This is a genomic window from Streptomyces sp. NBC_00271, from assembly GCF_036178845.1.
GTDB lineage: Bacteria > Actinomycetota > Actinomycetes > Streptomycetales > Streptomycetaceae > Streptomyces.
This window is the reverse complement of sequence record NZ_CP108070.1, coordinates 3098097-3116187: the sequence shown is the minus strand read 5'-3', so window position 1 is coordinate 3116187 and position 18091 is coordinate 3098097. Positions and strand designations below refer to the sequence as shown.

General features: G+C 69.0%; 15 protein-coding genes and 1 pseudogene. 12 read left to right on the top strand and 4 right to left on the bottom strand.

Features of this window, described 5'->3' with window-relative positions; translation table 11 throughout:
- Window positions 1–163 precede the first annotated feature (163 nt).
- Entirely contained in the window at window positions 164–1771 is a 1608-nt protein-coding gene (locus OG798_RS14660) for an ABC transporter substrate-binding protein (RefSeq protein ID WP_095855573.1), read from the top strand.
- Between the two features lie 106 nt (window positions 1772–1877).
- Entirely contained in the window at window positions 1878–3461 is a 1584-nt protein-coding gene (locus OG798_RS14655; protein WP_121416645.1) for an ABC transporter substrate-binding protein, read from the top strand.
- Window positions 3462–3576: 115 nt separating this feature from the next.
- On the opposite strand, the gene OG798_RS14650 is transcribed toward OG798_RS14655, so the two are convergent.
- Together OG798_RS14650 and OG798_RS14645 are read right to left on the bottom strand one after the other, a co-directional pair.
- On the bottom strand, window positions 3577–4251 hold the full coding sequence (locus tag OG798_RS14650) for a response regulator (RefSeq protein ID WP_121416646.1): 675 nt from the start codon (window positions 4249–4251) through the stop codon (window positions 3577–3579).
- A 62-nt stretch (window positions 4252–4313) separates the two neighbouring features.
- On the bottom strand, window positions 4314–5291 hold the full coding sequence (locus OG798_RS14645) for a RecB family exonuclease (protein ID WP_095855575.1): 978 nt from the start codon (window positions 5289–5291) through the stop codon (window positions 4314–4316).
- Between the two features lie 187 nt (window positions 5292–5478).
- On the opposite strand from OG798_RS14645, the gene OG798_RS14640 reads away from it, so the two are divergent.
- The 3 genes from OG798_RS14640 to OG798_RS14630 all read left to right on the top strand — a co-directional run bounded on the left by OG798_RS14640 (window position 5479) and on the right by OG798_RS14630 (window position 8898).
- Complete coding sequence (locus OG798_RS14640; RefSeq protein ID WP_267061348.1) at window positions 5479–7098, top strand: site-2 protease family protein; 1620 nt, start codon at window positions 5479–5481, stop codon at window positions 7096–7098.
- Between the two features lie 52 nt (window positions 7099–7150).
- On the top strand, window positions 7151–8053 hold the full coding sequence (locus OG798_RS14635) for a tRNA (adenine-N1)-methyltransferase (RefSeq protein ID WP_095855576.1): 903 nt from the start codon (window positions 7151–7153) through the stop codon (window positions 8051–8053).
- Window positions 8054–8319: 266 nt separating this feature from the next.
- Window positions 8320–8898 (top strand): hypothetical protein, encoded by a 579-nt coding sequence (locus OG798_RS14630; RefSeq protein ID WP_328757178.1) that lies wholly within the window; start codon window positions 8320–8322, stop codon window positions 8896–8898.
- 48 nt (window positions 8899–8946) lie between these two features.
- Here the strand turns inward: OG798_RS14630 and OG798_RS14625 are convergent, their stop codons facing one another.
- Window positions 8947–9252 (bottom strand): ferredoxin, encoded by a 306-nt coding sequence (locus tag OG798_RS14625; protein ID WP_054231162.1) that lies wholly within the window; start codon window positions 9250–9252, stop codon window positions 8947–8949.
- A gap of 253 nt (window positions 9253–9505) precedes the next feature.
- Here OG798_RS14625 and arc point away from each other — a divergent pair, with 253 nt between their 5' ends.
- The 6 genes and pseudogenes from arc (at window position 9506) to prcA (ending at window position 15449) form a co-directional block, all read left to right on the top strand.
- A complete protein-coding gene (arc, locus tag OG798_RS14620) occupies window positions 9506–11272 on the top strand; it encodes a proteasome ATPase (RefSeq protein WP_067366395.1) in 1767 nt (588 codons plus the stop codon).
- A gap of 234 nt (window positions 11273–11506) precedes the next feature.
- On the top strand, window positions 11507–13018 hold the full coding sequence (gene dop / locus OG798_RS14615) for a depupylase/deamidase Dop (protein ID WP_351527438.1): 1512 nt from the start codon (window positions 11507–11509) through the stop codon (window positions 13016–13018).
- A 166-nt stretch (window positions 13019–13184) separates the two neighbouring features.
- Window positions 13185–13403 (top strand): ubiquitin-like protein Pup, encoded by a 219-nt coding sequence (locus OG798_RS14610; RefSeq protein WP_060902297.1) that lies wholly within the window; start codon window positions 13185–13187, stop codon window positions 13401–13403.
- 216 nt (window positions 13404–13619) lie between these two features.
- A pseudogene (locus tag OG798_RS14605) lies at window positions 13620–13847 on the top strand (endonuclease domain-containing protein); the annotation flags it as partial.
- Window positions 13799–14644 (top strand): proteasome subunit beta, encoded by an 846-nt coding sequence (gene prcB, locus OG798_RS14600; protein ID WP_121416649.1) that lies wholly within the window; start codon window positions 13799–13801, stop codon window positions 14642–14644. The pseudogene OG798_RS14605 and the gene prcB, both read left to right, overlap by 49 nt.
- Window positions 14645–14702: 58 nt before the next feature.
- Window positions 14703–15449: a proteasome subunit alpha gene (gene prcA, locus OG798_RS14595; protein ID WP_067365348.1), complete on the top strand. Its 747-nt coding sequence runs from the start codon at window positions 14703–14705 to the stop codon at window positions 15447–15449.
- 212 nt (window positions 15450–15661) lie between these two features.
- Here prcA and OG798_RS14590 read toward each other — a convergent pair whose 3' ends face one another.
- Window positions 15662–16699, bottom strand: a complete 1038-nt coding sequence (locus tag OG798_RS14590) for a LacI family DNA-binding transcriptional regulator (protein WP_179436628.1) — start codon at window positions 16697–16699, stop codon at window positions 15662–15664.
- Between the two features lie 123 nt (window positions 16700–16822).
- On the opposite strand from OG798_RS14590, the gene OG798_RS14585 reads away from it, so the two are divergent.
- A complete protein-coding gene (locus tag OG798_RS14585) occupies window positions 16823–18082 on the top strand; it encodes an MFS transporter (protein ID WP_121416650.1) in 1260 nt (419 codons plus the stop codon).
- Window positions 18083–18091 lie beyond the last annotated feature (9 nt).

Genomic DNA, 18091 nt, shown 5'->3' with positions numbered 1-18091 from the left:
CCCGGTTTCGCAGCGTGATGGGAACTCAACTCCGGTCTCTGCGGGCCGTCCTGGTGGTGCGGACTAATGTCGTCGCGAGAACCTCGCCATAACCCCGGTGACTCGCCCGCACCACCCCTGCATGGCGGGTACACGGACACGACAGCTCTGGAGAAACTCGAGCATGAACCGCAAGACTTTGGTGCTGCCGGCCGTTGTCGGCTTGCTCGCCCCGGTGCTCGCCGCGTGTGGCGGTTCCGACAGCGGGGGAAGCGGCGGCGACGCGATCGTCGTGGGCACCACGGACCGGTTCACCGCATCGAAGGATGCCCCGGCTCCTCTCGACCCGGCGTACGCGTACGACGTCGGCACCTGGAACATCCTGCGCCAGACCGTGCAGACGCTGATGGTCCAGCCGCGCGGTGACGGCGACCCCCAGCCCGAGGCCGCCGAGAGCTGCGGATTCACCGACTCCGGCAACGAGCGCTACGCCTGCACGCTGCGCGACGGACTGAAGTTCGCGAGCGGTGACCCGATCACCGCCAAGGACGTGAAGTTCTCGATCGACCGCGCGATGTCGCTCAAGGCCGACAGCGGTGTGTTCGCGCTGCTGTCCACCGTCGACACCGTGGAGACGCAGGGCGACCGCCAGGTGATCTTCCACCTGAAGACCGCGGACGCCACCTTCCCGTTCAAGCTGTCGACCCCGGTCGCCGGCATCGTGAACCCGAAGGACTACGAGAAGGGCAAGCTGCGCGACGGCTTCACCGTCGACGGCTCCGGCCCGTACACCCTCCAGGCCGACGTCAAGAACGACGAGGCCGTCAAGATCACCTTCAGCAAGAACCCGAACTACAAGGGTCTGTTGAAGCCGAAGAACGACAAGGTCGAGATGCGCTCCTTCGAGAGCGCCGACGCCATGGGCGACGCGCTCAACAAGGGCGACATCGACCTCATGACCCGCGCGATGACGCCGGAGCAGATCACCAAGCTCGGCGCCGCCGGTGCGACCGGCAAGATCGACCTGGTCGAGATGCCCGGCCTCGAGATCCGCTACCTCGGCTTCAACACCAACGACCCGTCGGTGAAGAGCAAGGCCGTCCGCCAGGCCATGGCCGAGGTCATCAACCGCGGCGAGCTCGTCTCCAAGGTGTACGGATCCCAGGCCGAGCCGCTGTTCTCGATGGTCCCGGCCACCATCACGGGTCACTCCAACTCGTTCTTCAACAAGTACGGCGACCCGAGCGTCTCCAAGGCCACCTCGACGCTGAACAAGGCCAGCATCACCACCCCGGTGAAGCTCACCCTGCACTACACGACCGACCACTACGGCTCGGCCACCGCGAAGGAGTTCGAGGTGCTGAAGCAGCAGCTCAACTCCAGCGGCCTGTTCAGTGTCGAGATCAAGGGCGAGCCCTGGACGACGTTCCGCCCGGCCGAGAAGAAGAACGAGTACCAGGTCTACGGCATGGGATGGTTCCCCGACTTCCCGGACGCCGACAACTACCTGGCGCCGTTCCTCGACAAGGACAACACCCTCGGCTCCCCGTACGTGAACTCGACGATCCGCGGCACGCTGATCCCGGAGTCCCGCCGCGAGGCCGACCGTCTCACCGCGTCGAAGAGCCTCACCGAGATCCAGGACAAGGTGGCCGACGACGTGCCGCTCCTGCCGCTGTGGCAGGGCAAGCAGTACATCGCCGCGCGGGACGACATCACGGGCACCGAGTGGGCGCTCAACTCCTCCTCCACGCTCCAGCTGTGGGAGCTCGGCCGCGGCGTGGGCGGCTGACCGGTCCTTCTCAGGGCGCCGGGTCCCGTGGGCCCGGCGCCCGACCGCACGACCCGGCGCCCGCTCCATGCGGCGTACCAGAGAAACAATGACAAGGCACCTCCTCGTGAACATGCGCAACCAGTGGCCAGTCCTGTCCGTCGCGACGGGGCTGGCCGCCGGTCTGCTCGCCGGCTGCGGCTCGCAGACGGGCGACACCGGCAGCACCGGCTCCTCCCTGGTGATGGGGATGTCCGACGACGTCCTGGCCATCGACCCGGCTTCCGGCTACGACCCGGGATCCTGGCTGTTGTTCAACAACGTCTTCCAGTCGTTGCTGAGCTTCCCCAACGGCGGTACGGAGCCGGTTCCCGAGGCGGCCAAGGAGTGCGCGTTCTCCGACGCCACGACCAAGGTCTACAAGTGCACGCTCCAGGACGGCCTGAAGTTCAGCAACGGTGACGCCCTCACCTCCGAGGACGTCAAGTTCTCCTTCGACCGCATTCTGAAGATCGACGACGCCTCCGGTCCGGCCGTCATGTTCCCCATGCTCGACACGGTCCAGACCCCGGACGCGAAGACCGTCGTCTTCCGGCTGAAGTACGCCGACGCCACCTTCCCCAGCAAGATCGCCTCCGGCGCCGGCTCGATCGTGGACCACCAGCAGTACGCGGACAACGGGCTGCGCAGGGACAACCAGGCGGTCGGCTCGGGCCCGTACAAGCTGGACTCCTTCGGCAAGGACCAGGCCGTCTTCTCGGTCAACGACAGCTACCAGGGCACCGCCAAGGCGAAGAACTCCGGCATCACGCTGAAGTTCTTCCACGGCGACCAGACCGCCCTGAAGAAGGCGCTGCTGAACCACCAGGTCGACATCGCCTACCGAGGTCTCGCCGCCGACGACATCGCGGACATCAGCAACGACACCTCCACCGGCAGGGGCGTCAACGTCGTCGAGGGCACCAGCGCCGAGGTCCAGCACATGGTCTTCAACATGGACGACCCGGTTGCCGGCAAACTCGGCGTGCGCAAGGCCATCGCCTATCTGCTCGACCGCGAGGCCCTGGTCAACAAGGTCTACGAGGACACCGCGACGCCGCTGTACTCGATCGTCCCGGCCGGTGTCACCGGCCACAACACGGCCTTCTTCGACCGCTACGGAGCCCGCCCCTCGAGGACGAAGGCCGCCGCCGCGCTCCGGGCCGAGGGCATCACCGGCAAGGTCAGGCTCACGCTCTGGTCGACCCCCTCGCGCTACGGCCCCGCCACCGACCAGGAGTTCAGGGCGATCGCCCAGCAGCTCAACGCCAGCGGACTGTTCGACGCGACCGTGAAGTCCGTCGCGTACGACCAGTACGAGAAGGACATCGCCAAGGGCAAGTACGGCGTGTACGTGAAGGGCTGGGTGCCCGACTACCCGGACCCCGACAACTTCACGGCCCCCTTCTTCGGCAAGGGCAACGTGCTGAGCAACCACTACACGAACAGCACGATCACCGGGCGGCTCATCCCGAAGACGGCCGCCCAGAGCGACCGCTCCTCGACCGACATCGAGTACGGCAAGATCCAGGACATCGTGGCCGAGGACCTCCCGGTCCTCCCGATCTGGCAGGCCAAGCAGTACGCGATCGTGCGGGACAACGTCTACGGCCTCGAGAACTGCCTCGACGCCTCGACGGTGTTCCGCTTCTGGGAGATCAGCAAGGACTGACTCCACCACCGCCGGTACCGACGCCGAGGGCGCCCTCTTCGTGGAAGGGGGCGCCCTCGGTCGTGCTCCTGGGACCCCCGGTCGTGCTCCTGGGGGAGTGGACGGCGTTCGGGGGTTACTGCTGTGCGCCCGGGCGCACCAACCCGCTCTCGTACGCGTACACCGCGGCCTGCACCCGGTCGCGCAGCCCCAACTTGGTGAGCACGTGGCCCACATGCGTCTTGACGGTGGTCTCGCTGACGAACAGGTCGGCGGCGATCTCCGCGTTCGACAGGCCGCGCGCCACCAGCTTCAGGACCTCGACCTCCCGCTCGGTCAGGGTGTGCAGCGTGTCGGGCACCGGCTCGTCGCCGGACGGCAGATGACCCGCGTACTTGTCGAGAAGCCGACGGGTGATGCTCGGCGCGAGCATCGCCTCGCCCGCGGCGACCACCCGGATCGCCTGCACCAGCTCATTGGCCGGCGCGTCCTTGAGGAGGAAGCCGCTGGCCCCGGCGCGCAGCGCCTCCACCACGTACTCGTCGAGGTCGAAGGTCGTCAGGACCAGCACCTTGGCCGGTCCGTCCCGACCCGGCCCGGTGATCTGCCGGGTCGCCTCCACCCCGTCCATCCTCGGCATACGGATGTCCATCAGAACCACATCGGGCTGCAGCGCACGTACCTGATCCAGTGCCTGCAGACCGTCCCCGGCCTCGCCGACGACCGCGAGGTCCTGCTCCGCCTCCAGAATCATCCGGAAGCCGGTACGCAGCAGCGGCTGGTCGTCGACCAGTAGGACGCGGATGGCCACGCAAGTCTCCTTGGGTCTGTCCGGCGGACCAGGCCGGAGCTGAAAAACGTGCCGGACAGGCCCTAGTCCCGCCCCATTCTGCCCTGCTCGGTGACGGCGGAATCCGGCGCCCTGACCGGCAGCGGGTAGGGCGGGGGAGTACCACCGAATTCCGGACATACCGCTTGGTGGTCGCACCAGCCGCAGAGCTTGGTGGGCCTCGGTCGCCAGTCGCCCGTCTCGGTAGCCTGCCGGATCGCCTCCCACAAGGCGAGCAGTTTGCGCTCGACCCGCTCCAGGTCCTCGATCATCGGGTCGTACGTCACCACGTCGCCGCTGCCGAGGTAGACGAGCTGGAGCCGGCGCGGGACCACCTGCTTCAGCCGCCACACCACCAGGGCGTAGAACTTCATCTGGAACAGCGCACCCTCGGCGTACTCCGGCCGCGGCGCCTTGCCCGTCTTGTAGTCGACGATCCGGACCTCGCCCGTCGGGGCCACGTCGACGCGGTCGATGATGCCGCGCAGCTTCAGCCCGGAGTCGAGTCGGGCCTCGACGGACAGCTCACGCTCGGCGGGCTCCAGCCGCGTCGGGTCCTCAAGACTGAACCAGCGCTCCACCAGCTGCTCGGCCTCGCCGAGCCAGCGCGTCAACCGCTCGCCCTCGGGATCGTCGGCGAACAGCTCCACGACCTCCGGCCGCGTCTCGCGCAGCCGGTCCCACTGCCCCGGAATGAGTGACTTGGCGCGCGGAGCCGTGCGCTCCGCCGCCGGGGCGTCGAAAAGGCGCTCCAGCACCGCGTGGACCAGCGTGCCGCGGGTGGCCGCCTCGCTCGGCTTCTCGGGGAGTCTGTCGATCACCCGGAACCGGTAGAGCAACGGGCACTGCATGAAGTCGCTCGCCCGTGAGGGCGACAGCGAGCTCGGCGGCAGGGCCGGGCGGGCCGCGGGAACCGCCGGCGCGTCCGTCGCTTCGGCCACGGCGGCCTCGGCCACGGCGGCTTCGGCCGTGACGGCTTCGGTCGGCTCGGGCGGCACGGCGCCCCCGGTGCTGGTTTCCATGTCCACAGACCTTACGGCCCGCCACTGACAGTGAGTGCACGGTCGGGGCTTGTGCGCGCTTGTGCGACGGAGCGGAAAACAGAGGGGGTGCCGGGGCGGAACGCGTCGCGACGGACGCATACCATCGACCCAGACCCTCCTGCTTCGCATGATCGGGAGCGGGAGACGCTTCGAACGAGGGGACATCGTGGACGAGAGCGGCGGGAGCGGGCAGCCGCAGTCCGGCACCGACGAAGCGACCGAGCGCCACGGGGAGCAGCGGGCCCCCTCGGCCCCGGCCGCGGATGCCACGCGCCCCGGACCGGAGCGCCCCGAGCACCCCACCGGGCCGACACCACCCACGGCCCCGGGCACCTCCGAGGCCGCCCCGTCCCCCGACCGACCCCACGACCCCACCGACTCCGCACGCGGGACCGCGACGCACAGCGACCCTTCGAGCGGGGCCGAGGACGAGGCCGACGCACTCCACGGTTCTTCGGACGAGACCGGCAGCAAGCCCACGGGCGAGCCCGGAACCGAGCCGTCCGCCCAGGACGCGCACCGCGACCCCTCCGCCGGAGCCCACCCGCACCCCGACCCCGAATACCCCCGAACCCTCGCCCACTCCGGAACCGGCACCGGTACCGGCAAGACGCAGCCCCCGCGACGCGGCCGGGAGCCCGGTGGCGGGCTGCTGATGGGGCGGCCGTTCGGCGTGCCCGTGTACGTGGCGCCCAGCTGGTTCCTCGTGGCCGCGCTGATCACCTGGGTGTTCGGCGGCCAGCTCGACCGCGTGCTGCCCGAACTCGGCGCCCTGCGCTACCTCGTGTCCCTCTTCTTCGCGGTCGCCTTCTACGCCTCCGTGCTCGTCCACGAGCTGGCCCACACGGTCGCCGCCCTGCGCTTCAAACTGCCGGTGCGCCGGATCCAGCTGCAGTTCTTCGGCGGCGTCTCGGAGATCGAGAAGGAAGCCGAGACCCCGGGCCGTGAGTTCGTGCTGTCCTTCGTCGGACCACTGCTCTCCCTCGTCCTCTCGGGCCTCTTCTACCTCGCCATGCTGGCCGTCGAGCCCGGCACGGTCCCCGGCGTGCTGCTGGCCGGCCTGATGATCTCCAACCTGATCGTGGCCGCCTTCAACCTGCTCCCCGGCCTGCCCCTGGACGGCGGCCGCATGCTCCGCGCCGTCGTCTGGAAGATCACCGGCAGGCCGATGAGCGGCACGATCGCCGCCGCCTGGGTCGGCCGCGCCCTCGCCGTCTCCGTACTGATCGGGCTGCCCCTGCTCACCCAGTCCGGAGCGCTCGGCGCCAGCCAGGACAACATCGGCGGCATGGACACCGTCACCGACGCCCTGCTCGCCGCGATCCTCGCCGCGATCATCTGGACCGGCGCCGGCAACAGCCTGCGCATGGCCCGTCTGCGCGAACACCTGCCCGAGCTGCGTGCCCGCTCGCTCACCCGGCGCGCGGTCCCGGTCGAGACCAGCACCCCGCTCTCGGAGGCGCTGCGCCGTGCCAACGAAGCCGGCGCCCGCGCCCTGGTCGTCGTCGACGCCGACGGCGAACCGCTCTCCCTCGTCCGCGAGGCCGCCATCGTCGGCGTACCGGAGCACCGCCGCCCCTGGGTCGCCGTCAGCGGCCTCGCCCAGGACCTCACCGACGGCATGCGCGTCTCCGCGGAGCTCGCCGGCGAGGCCCTCCTGGACACCCTCCGTGCCACCCCGGCGACCGAGTACCTGGTGGTGGAGGATTCGGGCGAGATCTACGGAGTCCTCTCGGCGGCAGACGTCGAGCGAGCCTTCGTCAAGGCGATGGCCCGCCCGTCCTGAGCGCGGCCCGAACGTGGTCGGCGCCCCGCGCAGGGACCGGTAGGCTGGTCACATGTCCGAACCGACCGGTGCCGCCCGCAGACGCGGGCCCTTCAAGGTCGGGGACCAGGTTCAGCTGACCGACCCCAAGGGCCGCCACTACACGTTCACGCTCGAGGCCGGGAAGAACTTCCACACCCACAAGGGTTCCTTCCCCCACGACGAGCTGATCGGCGCTCCCGAGGGCAGCGTTGTCCGCACCACGGGGAACGTCGCCTATCTCGCGCTGCGCCCCCTGCTCCCCGACTACGTCCTGTCCATGCCCCGCGGCGCCGCCGTGGTCTACCCCAAGGACGCGGGGCAGATCCTGGCCTTCGCCGACATCTTCCCCGGCGCGCGCGTCGTGGAAGCGGGCGTGGGCTCCGGCTCGCTCAGCAGCTTCCTGCTGCGCGCCATCGGCGACCAGGGCATGCTCCACTCCTATGAGCGCCGCGAGGACTTCGCGGAGATCGCCCAGCAGAACGTGGAGCGCTACTTCGGCGGTCCGCACCCCGCCTGGCAGCTCACCGTCGGCGACCTCCAGGACAACCTGTCCGACACCGATGTCGACCGCGTCATCCTCGACATGCTCGCGCCCTGGGAGTGCCTGGAGGCCGTCTCCAAGGCGCTGGTCCCCGGCGGCATCCTGTGCTGCTACGTCGCCACCACCACCCAGCTCGCGCGGACCGTCGAGTCCATCCGTGAGATCGGTTCCTTCAACGAGCCGACCGCGTGGGAGTCGATGATCCGCAACTGGCACGTCGAGGGCCTGGCGGTCCGTCCGGACCACCGGATGATCGGCCACACCGGCTTCCTGCTCACCGCCCGCCGCCTCGCGGACGGCGTCGAGCCGCCCATGCGCCGCCGCCGCCCGGCCAAGGGCGCGTACGGCGACGACTACACCGGCCCGAACGCCGACGGCGGCTCAGGCCGCTGACCCGAGCGGCGCCCACGCCGTCGACGTACTCAACGCACCACACCTGTGGCCGAGTTCCCGGAAGCACTCCGGAGCTCGGCCGCGGTGCGTTCCCGCACGGGGGCCCCGGAACAGGTGGGCAACTCCGCCGCAAGCCCTTTCCGTTGACGTCCCGCGTTGACGCGCCGCCAGAAGTCCGGACCCCGCCGTTCCACCCCACTGTGACGTGTGGCACCATGCTGGCCACCCCACCCCCACCGTCACGGCCCTCCCAGGAGACGCTCCTAGTGCAGCAATCCGTCGTCCCTGAACTGGCGCACACCCACACCCGCCCCATCCACTGGCTCGCCACGGCCACCGCCCTGGCGGGAGTCGTCGCCCTCTCCTCGGTCCTCCAGCCCGGCTCCGCGACGGCGGCCCAGCCCGGTCCCGGGGCCAAGTCCGCCCCGGCCGTGACGGCGCCCCCGGATCCCGCGGGCGTCACGTTCCCGATCGAGTGCGGGCCCGTCAAGGTCCTCGTGCAGAAGAAGGCGTCCGGAGACCTCGACGGCGACGGCAGCCCGGAGACGGTGGCCGTCGTCCGCTGCGACGCGGGCATCGGCACCCCGCCCAACGGCGTCTACGTCCTCACCCAGGGCGGGTCGGGGGCCAAGAAGCCCCGCGTCGTGGCCACCCTGATCGACCCGAAGGACCGCCTCAACGTCACCGACTTCGCGGTGCGTGACGGCGCCGTCACGGCGACCCTGCTCGGCTACTCCTCTGCCGACGTGCCGAGTTGCTGCCCGGACGTGAAGGAGCAGGCCAAGTGGCAGTGGAAGAACGGCACGTTCATCCGCTCGACACCCTCCGGGGCCCAGAACGCATGAGAAGCGTGTGAGAAAAGAGACATGTCGTGACGTGGAGTGCCCTTCGGGTCACTCCGCGTCGGGACCGTAGACCTCGACCCTGTCCGAAACTCGACGTACGTGGATGCAGTCGCCGGGGCACTCCTTCGCGGAGTCGGCGACATCCCGCAGAAGCGTCAGCGGTACGGGCGTTGTGGCGCCCGGGGCCTGCAGGAGCTCGTCCTCGGCGCTCTTCACATAGGCCAGACCGTCGATGTCCAGCTCGAAGACCTCCGGCGCGTACTGGGCGCAGATACCGTCTCCGGTACAGAGATCCTGGTCGATCCAGACTTCGAGAGCCTCGCTGTCGCCTGGGGCCTCCTGCTGCACGGTCATTTCTCCTGCCGTTTCCTGCGTCGAGCGATCCGAAGACTGGGGAATCGGGCCAGCTCTGACGGGTGTTGAACACGTCGACCCTACCTCCGCCCGCTTCCCGACCGTGTTCGGTGGGTATTCCCCTGGCGTGAGGGAGAGCGCAAGGGTGAAGATCGGACACACCTCGACAGTCTTTGTGATCTAGGGGTTTCAATCGACACCCACCCAGGTAGGGTCTGGAAGCGTCCAGCTCCCCTTGGAGGAGGTGAGGACCGTGGCAGCCCACGACGACGACATGAACCGCGGCATCCGCCCGGGACGAGGGTCCGATGACCCTGCCGGGCAGGTTGCCTACCTTGAGCAGGAGATCGCCGTCCTGCGACGCAAGCTCGCCGACTCTCCGCGGCACACGAGGATTCTCGAAGAGCGGATCGTCGAGCTGCAGACCAACCTGGCCGGCGTGTCCGCACAGAACGAGCGGCTCGCCAACACGCTCCGTGAGGCCCGCGACCAGATCGTGGCCCTCAAGGAAGAGGTCGACCGGCTGGCGCAGCCACCGGCAGGCTTCGGTGTCTTCCTCGTGGCGAACGAGGACGGCACGGCGGACATCTTCACCGGGGGCCGCAAGCTCCGGGTGAACGTCAGCCCCAGCGTGGAGCTCGAGGAGCTCAGGCGCGGCCAGGAAGTGATGCTCAACGAAGCCCTCAACGTGGTCGAGGCCATGGAGTACGAGAGCGTCGGCGACATCGTCACCCTCAAGGAGATCCTCGAGGACGGCGAACGCGCCCTGGTGCAGGGACACACCGACGAGGAACGGGTGGTACGGCTCGCCGAGCCGCTCCTGGACGTCGTCATCCGTCCCGGCGATGCCCTGCTTCTCGAACCCCGCTCCGGCTATGTCTACGAAGTTGTCCCCAAGAGCGAGGTCGAGGAGCTCGTCCTCGAAGAGGTGCCGGACATCGGCTACGAGCAGATCGGCGGCCTGGGAAACCAGATCGAACTGATCCGCGACGCGGTCGAGCTCCCCTACCTCTACCCCGACCTCTTCAAGGAGCACGAACTGCGGCCGCCCAAGGGTGTGCTGCTCTACGGGCCTCCCGGATGCGGTAAGACGCTCATCGCCAAGGCGGTCGCCAACTCGCTGGCCAAGAAGGTCGCCGAGGTCACCGGCCAGGCCACCGGAAAGAGCTTCTTCCTCAACATCAAGGGCCCCGAGCTCCTGAACAAGTACGTCGGCGAGACCGAGCGGCAGATCCGCCTCGTCTTCCAGCGTGCTCGTGAGAAGGCCAGCGAGGGCACCCCCGTCATCGTCTTCTTCGACGAGATGGAGTCCCTCTTCCGCACCCGTGGATCGGGCGTCAGCTCGGACGTGGAGAACACCATCGTCCCCCAGCTGCTCGCCGAGATCGACGGCGTGGAAGGCCTGGAGAACGTGGTCGTGATCGGCGCCTCGAACCGCGAGGACATGATCGACCCCGCGATCCTGCGCCCCGGACGACTCGATGTGAAGATCAAGATCGAGCGCCCGGACGCCGAGGCCGCCAAGGACATCTTCGCCAAGTACCTCACACAACGCCTCCCGCTGCACTCCGACGACCTCGGAGAGCACGGCGGGGACCGGGCGGCCACCGTCCACGGCATGATCCAGACCGCTGTGGAACAGATGTACGCCGAGTCCGAGGAAAACCGCTTCCTCGAGGTCACCTACGCCAACGGCGACAAGGAAGTCCTGTACTTCAAGGACTTCAACTCGGGCGCCATGATCGAGAACATCGTCGGCCGCGCCAAGAAGGCAGCGATCAAGGCCTTCCTCGAGCAGAACCAGAAGGGCCTTCGGGTCTCCCACCTCCTCCAGGCGTGCGTGGACGAGTTCAAGGAGAACGAGGACCTGCCGAACACCACCAACCCGGACGACTGGGCCCGAATCTCCGGAAAGAAGGGCGAACGGATCGTTTACATCCGTACGCTCGTCACCGGAAAGCAGGGTGCGGACACCGGACGCTCCATCGACACGGTGGCGAACACCGGGCAGTACCTGTAAAAGACAGGGCGGCTGCGGGTGCCCTCCACGGGTACCCGCAGCCGACTGCTTTCCGGGGCACGGCTGGAGCAGAGCAATGACGCAAATGATCTCCCCACCAGCGCAGAGGCGTTCTAGGCTCTTTCGTACCGCCGAGTCGCGCGTTGCGGGGACGGGCACCGCACACGCACCGGAGCACCAGCGGTACTTGAGCAGCGCCCCCGACCGAGGGCGCCGCCGGGCAAGGAGGGCCGCATGACCGTACGGCGAGTAATGGGCATCGAGACGGAGTACGGGATCTCCGTCCCCGGCCACCCCAACGCCAATGCCATGCTCACCTCGTCCCAGATCGTCAACGCGTACGCGGCGGCGATGCACCGGGCGCGCCGCGCCCGCTGGGATTTCGAGGAGGAGAACCCGCTGCGGGACGCGCGAGGCTTCGACCTCGCCCGCGAGGCCGCCGACTCCAGCCAGCTCACCGACGAGGACATCGGCCTGGCCAATGTCATCCTCACCAATGGCGCACGGCTGTACGTGGACCACGCGCACCCGGAGTACAGCGCTCCCGAGGTCACCAACCCGTGGGACGCCGTCCTGTGGGACAAGGCCGGCGAGCGCATCATGGCGGAGGCCGCGGAGCGCGCGGCCCAGCTCCCCGGCGCCCAGCCGATCCACCTCTACAAGAACAACACCGACAACAAGGGCGCCTCGTACGGGACGCACGAGAACTACCTGATGAAGCGGGAGACCCCCTTCTCGGACATCGTGCGCCACCTCACGCCGTTCTTCGTCTCACGCCAGGTCGTCACCGGAGCGGGCCGCGTCGGTATCGGCCAGGACGGGCACGAGCACGGCTTCCAGCTCAGTCAGCGCGCGGACTACTTCGAGGTCGAGGTGGGCCTCGAGACCACGCTCAAGCGCCCCATCATCAACACCCGCGACGAGCCGCACGCGGACGCCGAGAAGTACCGCAGGCTGCACGTGATCATCGGTGACGCGAACCTGTCGGAGATCTCGACCTATCTCAAGCTGGGCACGACCGCCCTGGTCCTGTCCATGATCGAGGACGGCTTCATCGCCGTCGACCTGGCCGTCGACCAGCCCGTGCGCACGCTGCACCAGGTCTCGCACGACCCCACGCTGAAGCGGCTCGTCACGCTGCGCAGCGGTCGCACGCTGACCGCGGTGCAGCTCCAGATGGAGTACTTCGAGCTGTCGCGCAAATACGTGGAGGAACGCTTCGGGGCGGACGCCGACGACCAGACCAAGGACGTCCTGGTCCGCTGGGAGGACACTCTCAACCGCCTGGAGAACGACCCGATGAGCCTCTCAGGGGAGCTCGACTGGGTCGCCAAGCGGGAGCTCATGGAGGGCTACCGGCGCCGTGACGGCCTCGACTGGGACGCGGCACGGCTGCACCTGGTCGACCTCCAGTACGCCGACGTACGGGCCGAGAAGGGCCTGTACAACCGTCTGGCGGCGCGCGGCAAGATGAAGCGGCTCCTGGACGAGCGGGACGTCGAGCGGGCCCGTACGAAGCCGCCCGAGGACACCCGTGCGTACTTCCGCGGGCGCTGTCTGGAGCAGTACGCGGACGATGTGGCGGCGGCCTCCTGGGACTCGGTGATCTTCGATCTGCCGGGCCGGGACTCGCTTCAGCGCGTCCCAACCCTGGAGCCGCTTCGCGGAACGCGTAATCACGTCAAGGAGCTCCTCGACCGCTGCCGTACGGCGGAAGACCTGGTCAGGGTCCTGTCAGGCGGCTGACCGGGCCGCCAGGGGCGTAGGAGCCCGGGCGGCACAACGGGGTGGAAAGACGCGACGTCCGGGAATCATCGAGGTGGCTCCCGGACGTTGTAGCAACTGCGGGGCCGATGTCGGACCCTGCTTGTAGGGTCTGATCAAGAACGTCGAACCGAGCGGGGTGAGGGTTATGGCGACCAAGGACACCGGCGGCGGACAGCAGAAGGCGACGCGTTCCACCGAGGAGGTCGAGGAGCAGGCGCAGGACGCGCAGGTATCGGACGACCTCAAGGAACGCCAGGAGAAGCTGAGCGACGACGTCGACTCGGTTCTGGACGAGATCGACGACGTACTCGAGGAAAATGCCGAGGACTTCGTGCGAAGCTTCGTTCAGAAGGGTGGCCAGTAGGCCACTTTCCCCTTCGATTCGAAGGCCTTACTCGGGGGCGACTGAGCGCCGGAAGGGCTGGGCGTGAAGTGCTGCTCGCGGTGACGGGAGACCGGGCCGCGGGCAGTCTTCGTCGGCGATGCCCGGCGTTCGAAAGGGTGTCGCCTCCTCCATGGGGCTGTGCGTGATCAAAGGGCTCTGTGAGATCGAAGGGCCCCGTGAGATCAAGGCGGCTCCTCGTCATCAATGGGGCTCTGCGGGATCGGTTTGAAAGGTCCCGCAGTTCATGTGGATCAACGCCACGAGACGGGTAGGGTCCGTGGCGTACCGTGCTTCAACTGCAATTCGGCCATCGGCAAGTTGGGAGATGATCCCGACGCTGTTCGTCGGGCTGCCGCCTACTTGGAAGGATCCCCGTGGAAGCCAACACTCGTAGCACCGGGCGTCTACCGGCTGCCTTCCTGACGCCCGGGTCGTCGTCCTTCATGGACTTCCTGTCCGAGCACCAGCCGGAGATGCTGCCGGGCAAGCGGCAGCTGCCGCCCGTCCAGGGCGTGATCGAGGCCCCGCACGGCACGACCATCGTCGCCGTCACGTTCCCCGGCGGGGTCGTCCTCGCCGGCGACCGCCGGGCCACCATGGGCAACATGATCGCTCAGCGCGACATCGAGAAGGTCTTCCCGGCCGACGAGTACTCGGCGGTGGGCATCGCCGGTACGGCCGGTCTGGCCGTCGAGATGGTCAAGCTGTTCCAGCTGGAGCTGGAGCACTTCGAGAAGGTGGAGGGCACCACGCTCTCCCTGGAGGGCAAGGCGAACCGGCTCTCCACCATGATCCGTTCCAACCTCGGCATGGCCATGCAGGGCCTCGCCGTGGTTCCTCTCTTCGCGGGTTTCGACGTGGACCGCGACAAGGGCCGCATCTTCTCCTACGACGTCACCGGCGGCCGCTCCGAGGAGCAGGGCTACGCCTCCACCGGCTCCGGCTCGATCTTCGCGCGCGGTGCCATGAAGAAGCTCTACCGCGACGACCTGACCGAAGAGCAGGCCACGACCCTCGTCATCCAGGCGCTGTACGACGCGGCCGACGACGACTCGGCGACCGGTGGTCCCGACGTCGCCCGCCGGATCTACCCGATCGTCACCGTGATCACCGAGGACGGCTTCCGCAGGCTCACCGACGACGAGTCCTCCGACATCGCCCGCGCGATTCTGGAGCGGCGTCTGGAGCAGCCGGACGGTCCGCGGGCCGCGCTGCTCTGAGCTCGGCTCCTTTTGCCAAGGTGACCCAGTGACTTCGACAGAAAGGGACGGATAACCGGTGTCGACGCCGTTCTATGTCTCACCCCAGCAGGCCATGGCCGACCGGGCGGAATACGCCCGTAAGGGCATCGCCCGCGGTCGCAGCCTCGTTGTGCTGCAGTACGCCGACGGCATTGTGTTCGTCGGCGAGAACCCGTCCCGTGCGCTGCACAAGTTCAGCGAGATCTACGACCGGATCGGCTTCGCGGCCGCCGGCAAGTACAACGAATACGAGAATCTGCGGATCGGTGGCGTGCGCTATGCCGATCTGCGGGGTTACACCTATGACCGTGATGATGTGACCGCCCGCGGTCTGGCGAATGTGTACGCACAGACGCTGGGCACGATCTTCTCCTCGGCTGCCGAGAAGCCGTACGAGGTGGAGCTCGTTGTCGCCGAGGTGGGGGAGACCCCCGAAGGCGACCAGATCTATCGGCTGCCGCACGACGGGTCCATCGTGGACGAGCACGGATCCGTCGCGGTGGGTGGCAATGCCGAGCAGATCAGCAGTTACCTGGACCAGCGTCACCAGGACGGGATGTCGCTGGCGGAGGCGCTGAAGCTGGCCGTGCAGTCGCTGTCGCGGGAGCCGAACGGGGGCGAGCGGGAGATCCCCGCGGAGCGCCTGGAGGTCGCGGTCCTGGACCGTACGCGTCCGCAGCAGCGCAAGTTCAGGCGGATCGTCGGGCGTCAGCTGGACCGGCTGCTGGAGGAGGGCGGCGCGGAGACCGCCACGGAGGCCGAGGACGCCGAAGACGAGGAGTGACCGTTGGTCTTCGCCCTGCCCGCCGGGTGCCGGTGGGTGGGGCGGGGCCGTGTAGGTACATCAGCCCGTCGCCGCCGGATCAGAGGTCGCCCCGTGGGGAGCCGTTTCCAGATCCGGACGTGAGCGACGGGCTTTGATGTTCCGGCACGGCCCCTTTCGTGTGTCGGCGGGTGCGGGTGCGGGTGCGGGTGCGGGTGCGTGGGGCGTGCGGTCTACTGCGTGGGGCGTGCGGTCTGCGGGGAGCCTGGTGGGGCCGTGGAGCCTCGTACGACCAGTTGCACCGGGATGTCGCCCACGGGGGGTGTTCGGCCGTCCAGGACGGCCAGGAGGGCTTCCATGCCGCGTTCGCCGAAGCGTTCCGCGTCCAGGCGGACGGTGGTGAGCTCCGGGTCGATGGCCTGGGCCAGGGCCAGGTCGTCCAGGCCCGTGACGGAGAGGTCCTCGGGGATGCGCAGGCCCAGGCGGCGAGCCGCCTTGTAGGCGCCTGCCGCCAGTTTGTCGTCGTCGCAGACCAGGGCGGTGGGGCGGGGGCCGGGGGCGGCCAGGGCCGATCCCGCGGCGGCCACCGCGTCCTCGATGGAGATCGGGGCCCGGGTCGTGCGGAGGTCCGTGCCGGGGACCTCGGACAGGCGTTTGGCCAGTTCCCGGGCGCGTACCTCGAAGGTCCAGGACGGGATGTCCGCCGCCAGATGGAGGAAGCGGCGGTGGCCCAGGGACAGGAGGTGCTCGGCCACCTGTCGTACGCCGTCCTTGATGTCGAGGTTGACGGTCGCCGCGCCCAGGCTGCCCTCAGGGTCGCTGTCGAGCATCACCAGGGGGAGCTGGTCGCCCCGGATGGCGGTGAGGGCGTCCGCGGCCATGGAGGAGGCGATGACGCCGTCCAGGGCGGCCGCCGCGGAGCCGAACGGGTCACGGGCGGGGCCGATGCCCTCGGGGGAGGGGTACAGGACCACGCCGAAGCCGTGTTCCGCCGCGACGCGGGCCGCGCCGGTGTAGACCCCGGCGAAGAACTCGGTGGTCAGCGCCGGGACCACCAGGAGGACCGTACGGGTGCGGCCCAGGCGGAGGTTGCGGGCGGCCAGGTTCGGGCGGTACCCGAGCTCCTGGGCGGCCTCGCGGACGCGTTCCGCGGTCGTCTCGGCGACCCGGCCGCGCCACTTGTCGCCCAGCACCAGGGAGACCGCGGCCTGGGACACCCCGGCGGCCTGGGCGACGTCACGGCTCGTCGGGCGGGTGTTACCTCGTGCCACCGGCGACCTGCTCCTTCGTCTGGACTCGCGGACTGGGCACATGGTACGTATGACACAGGGCGTTATACGTAAAACCTCGTGTGCATGACCATCGGGCGTCACGCGTTACCGGAAGGGCATGACATGGCCGCGGGATACCTGGAGATCCTCAGGGCGAAGCACGCCGCACGGCTGCTCGCCGGCACGCTCACCGGGCGGCTGCCCAACGCCACCGCCGCCATCGCCGTCGTGCTCTTCGTCCGGGCGGAGGGCGGGACGTACAGCCTGGCCGGTGCGCTCGCGGCCGTGTACGGGGTGGGCAATGCCGTGGGACAGCCGCTGCTCGGGCGGCTCGTGGATCTGTACGGGCAGCCGCGCGTCCAGTTGCCGGCCGCGCTCGTCTCGGCCCTCGGGATGGCCGTCTTCGCCTTCTCGGGCACCGACCCGCTGCCGGTGGCGTATCTGGCGATGGTCGTCGCCGGGCTCTTCACGCCGCCCCTGGAGGGCGGTCTGCGGGCGTTGTGGCCCTCCGTGCTGCGCCGGGAGGAGCAGGTGCACACCGCGTACGCGATGGACGCCGTGGCGCAGGAAGTCATGTTCACCGTCGGACCGTTGCTGCTGACCCTGTGTGCCTCGCTCTGGTCCGCCCGGGCTGCGCTGCTGATCCTGAACGTCGTCGGGGTGCTGGGCGCCCTCTCCGTGGTCCTCTCGCCACCCTCGCGCGCGTGGCGTTCGGCACCGCGCGAGGCGCACTGGCTCGGCGCGTTGCGCTCACCCGGGCTGCTGGCCCTGCTCGGCGCGTTCCTGTTCGTGGGGATCGCGCTCGGCTCGATCACGGTCGCCGCGGTGTCGTACGCCGACGACCACGGCGGCGACGCGGTGTACGGCTGGCTGATGGCGGCCGTGGGGCTCGGGGCCCTCGCCGGTGGGACGGCGTACGGGGCGCGGCAGTGGAGCAGCGCGCCCGAGCGGCGACTGCGGGTGCTGGTCGCCCTTCTGGCGGTGTGTTATCTGCCACTCGTGCTGATGCCGGGCGCGGTCGCCATGACGGCCCTCGCGGCCCTCGCCGGGGTCTTCCTGGCGCCCTGCATCGCCTGCGCCTTCATCATCGTCGACCGGCACGCGCCGAGGGGCACCGTCACCGAGGCGTTCTCCTGGCTTGTGACGACGTTCACCGTGGGCGCGTCGGTCGGAACGGGCCTCGCGGGCCCGGTCGTCGAGTGGGGCGGGGCCGTGTGGGGCTTCGCCCTGCCGGGTGCCGCGGGTGCCGCCGCGCTGGTGGTTCTGCTCGCCACGGGGCGGGTCCTCGCAGCTACCGGGGACGGTGCGGTCGTTGCGGTCTCATCGGAAAATGATCCAAACCGTGCCGTCGAACCCCGTTTCAGCTCGGGGGATCGGGCGTAATGTTCAGTC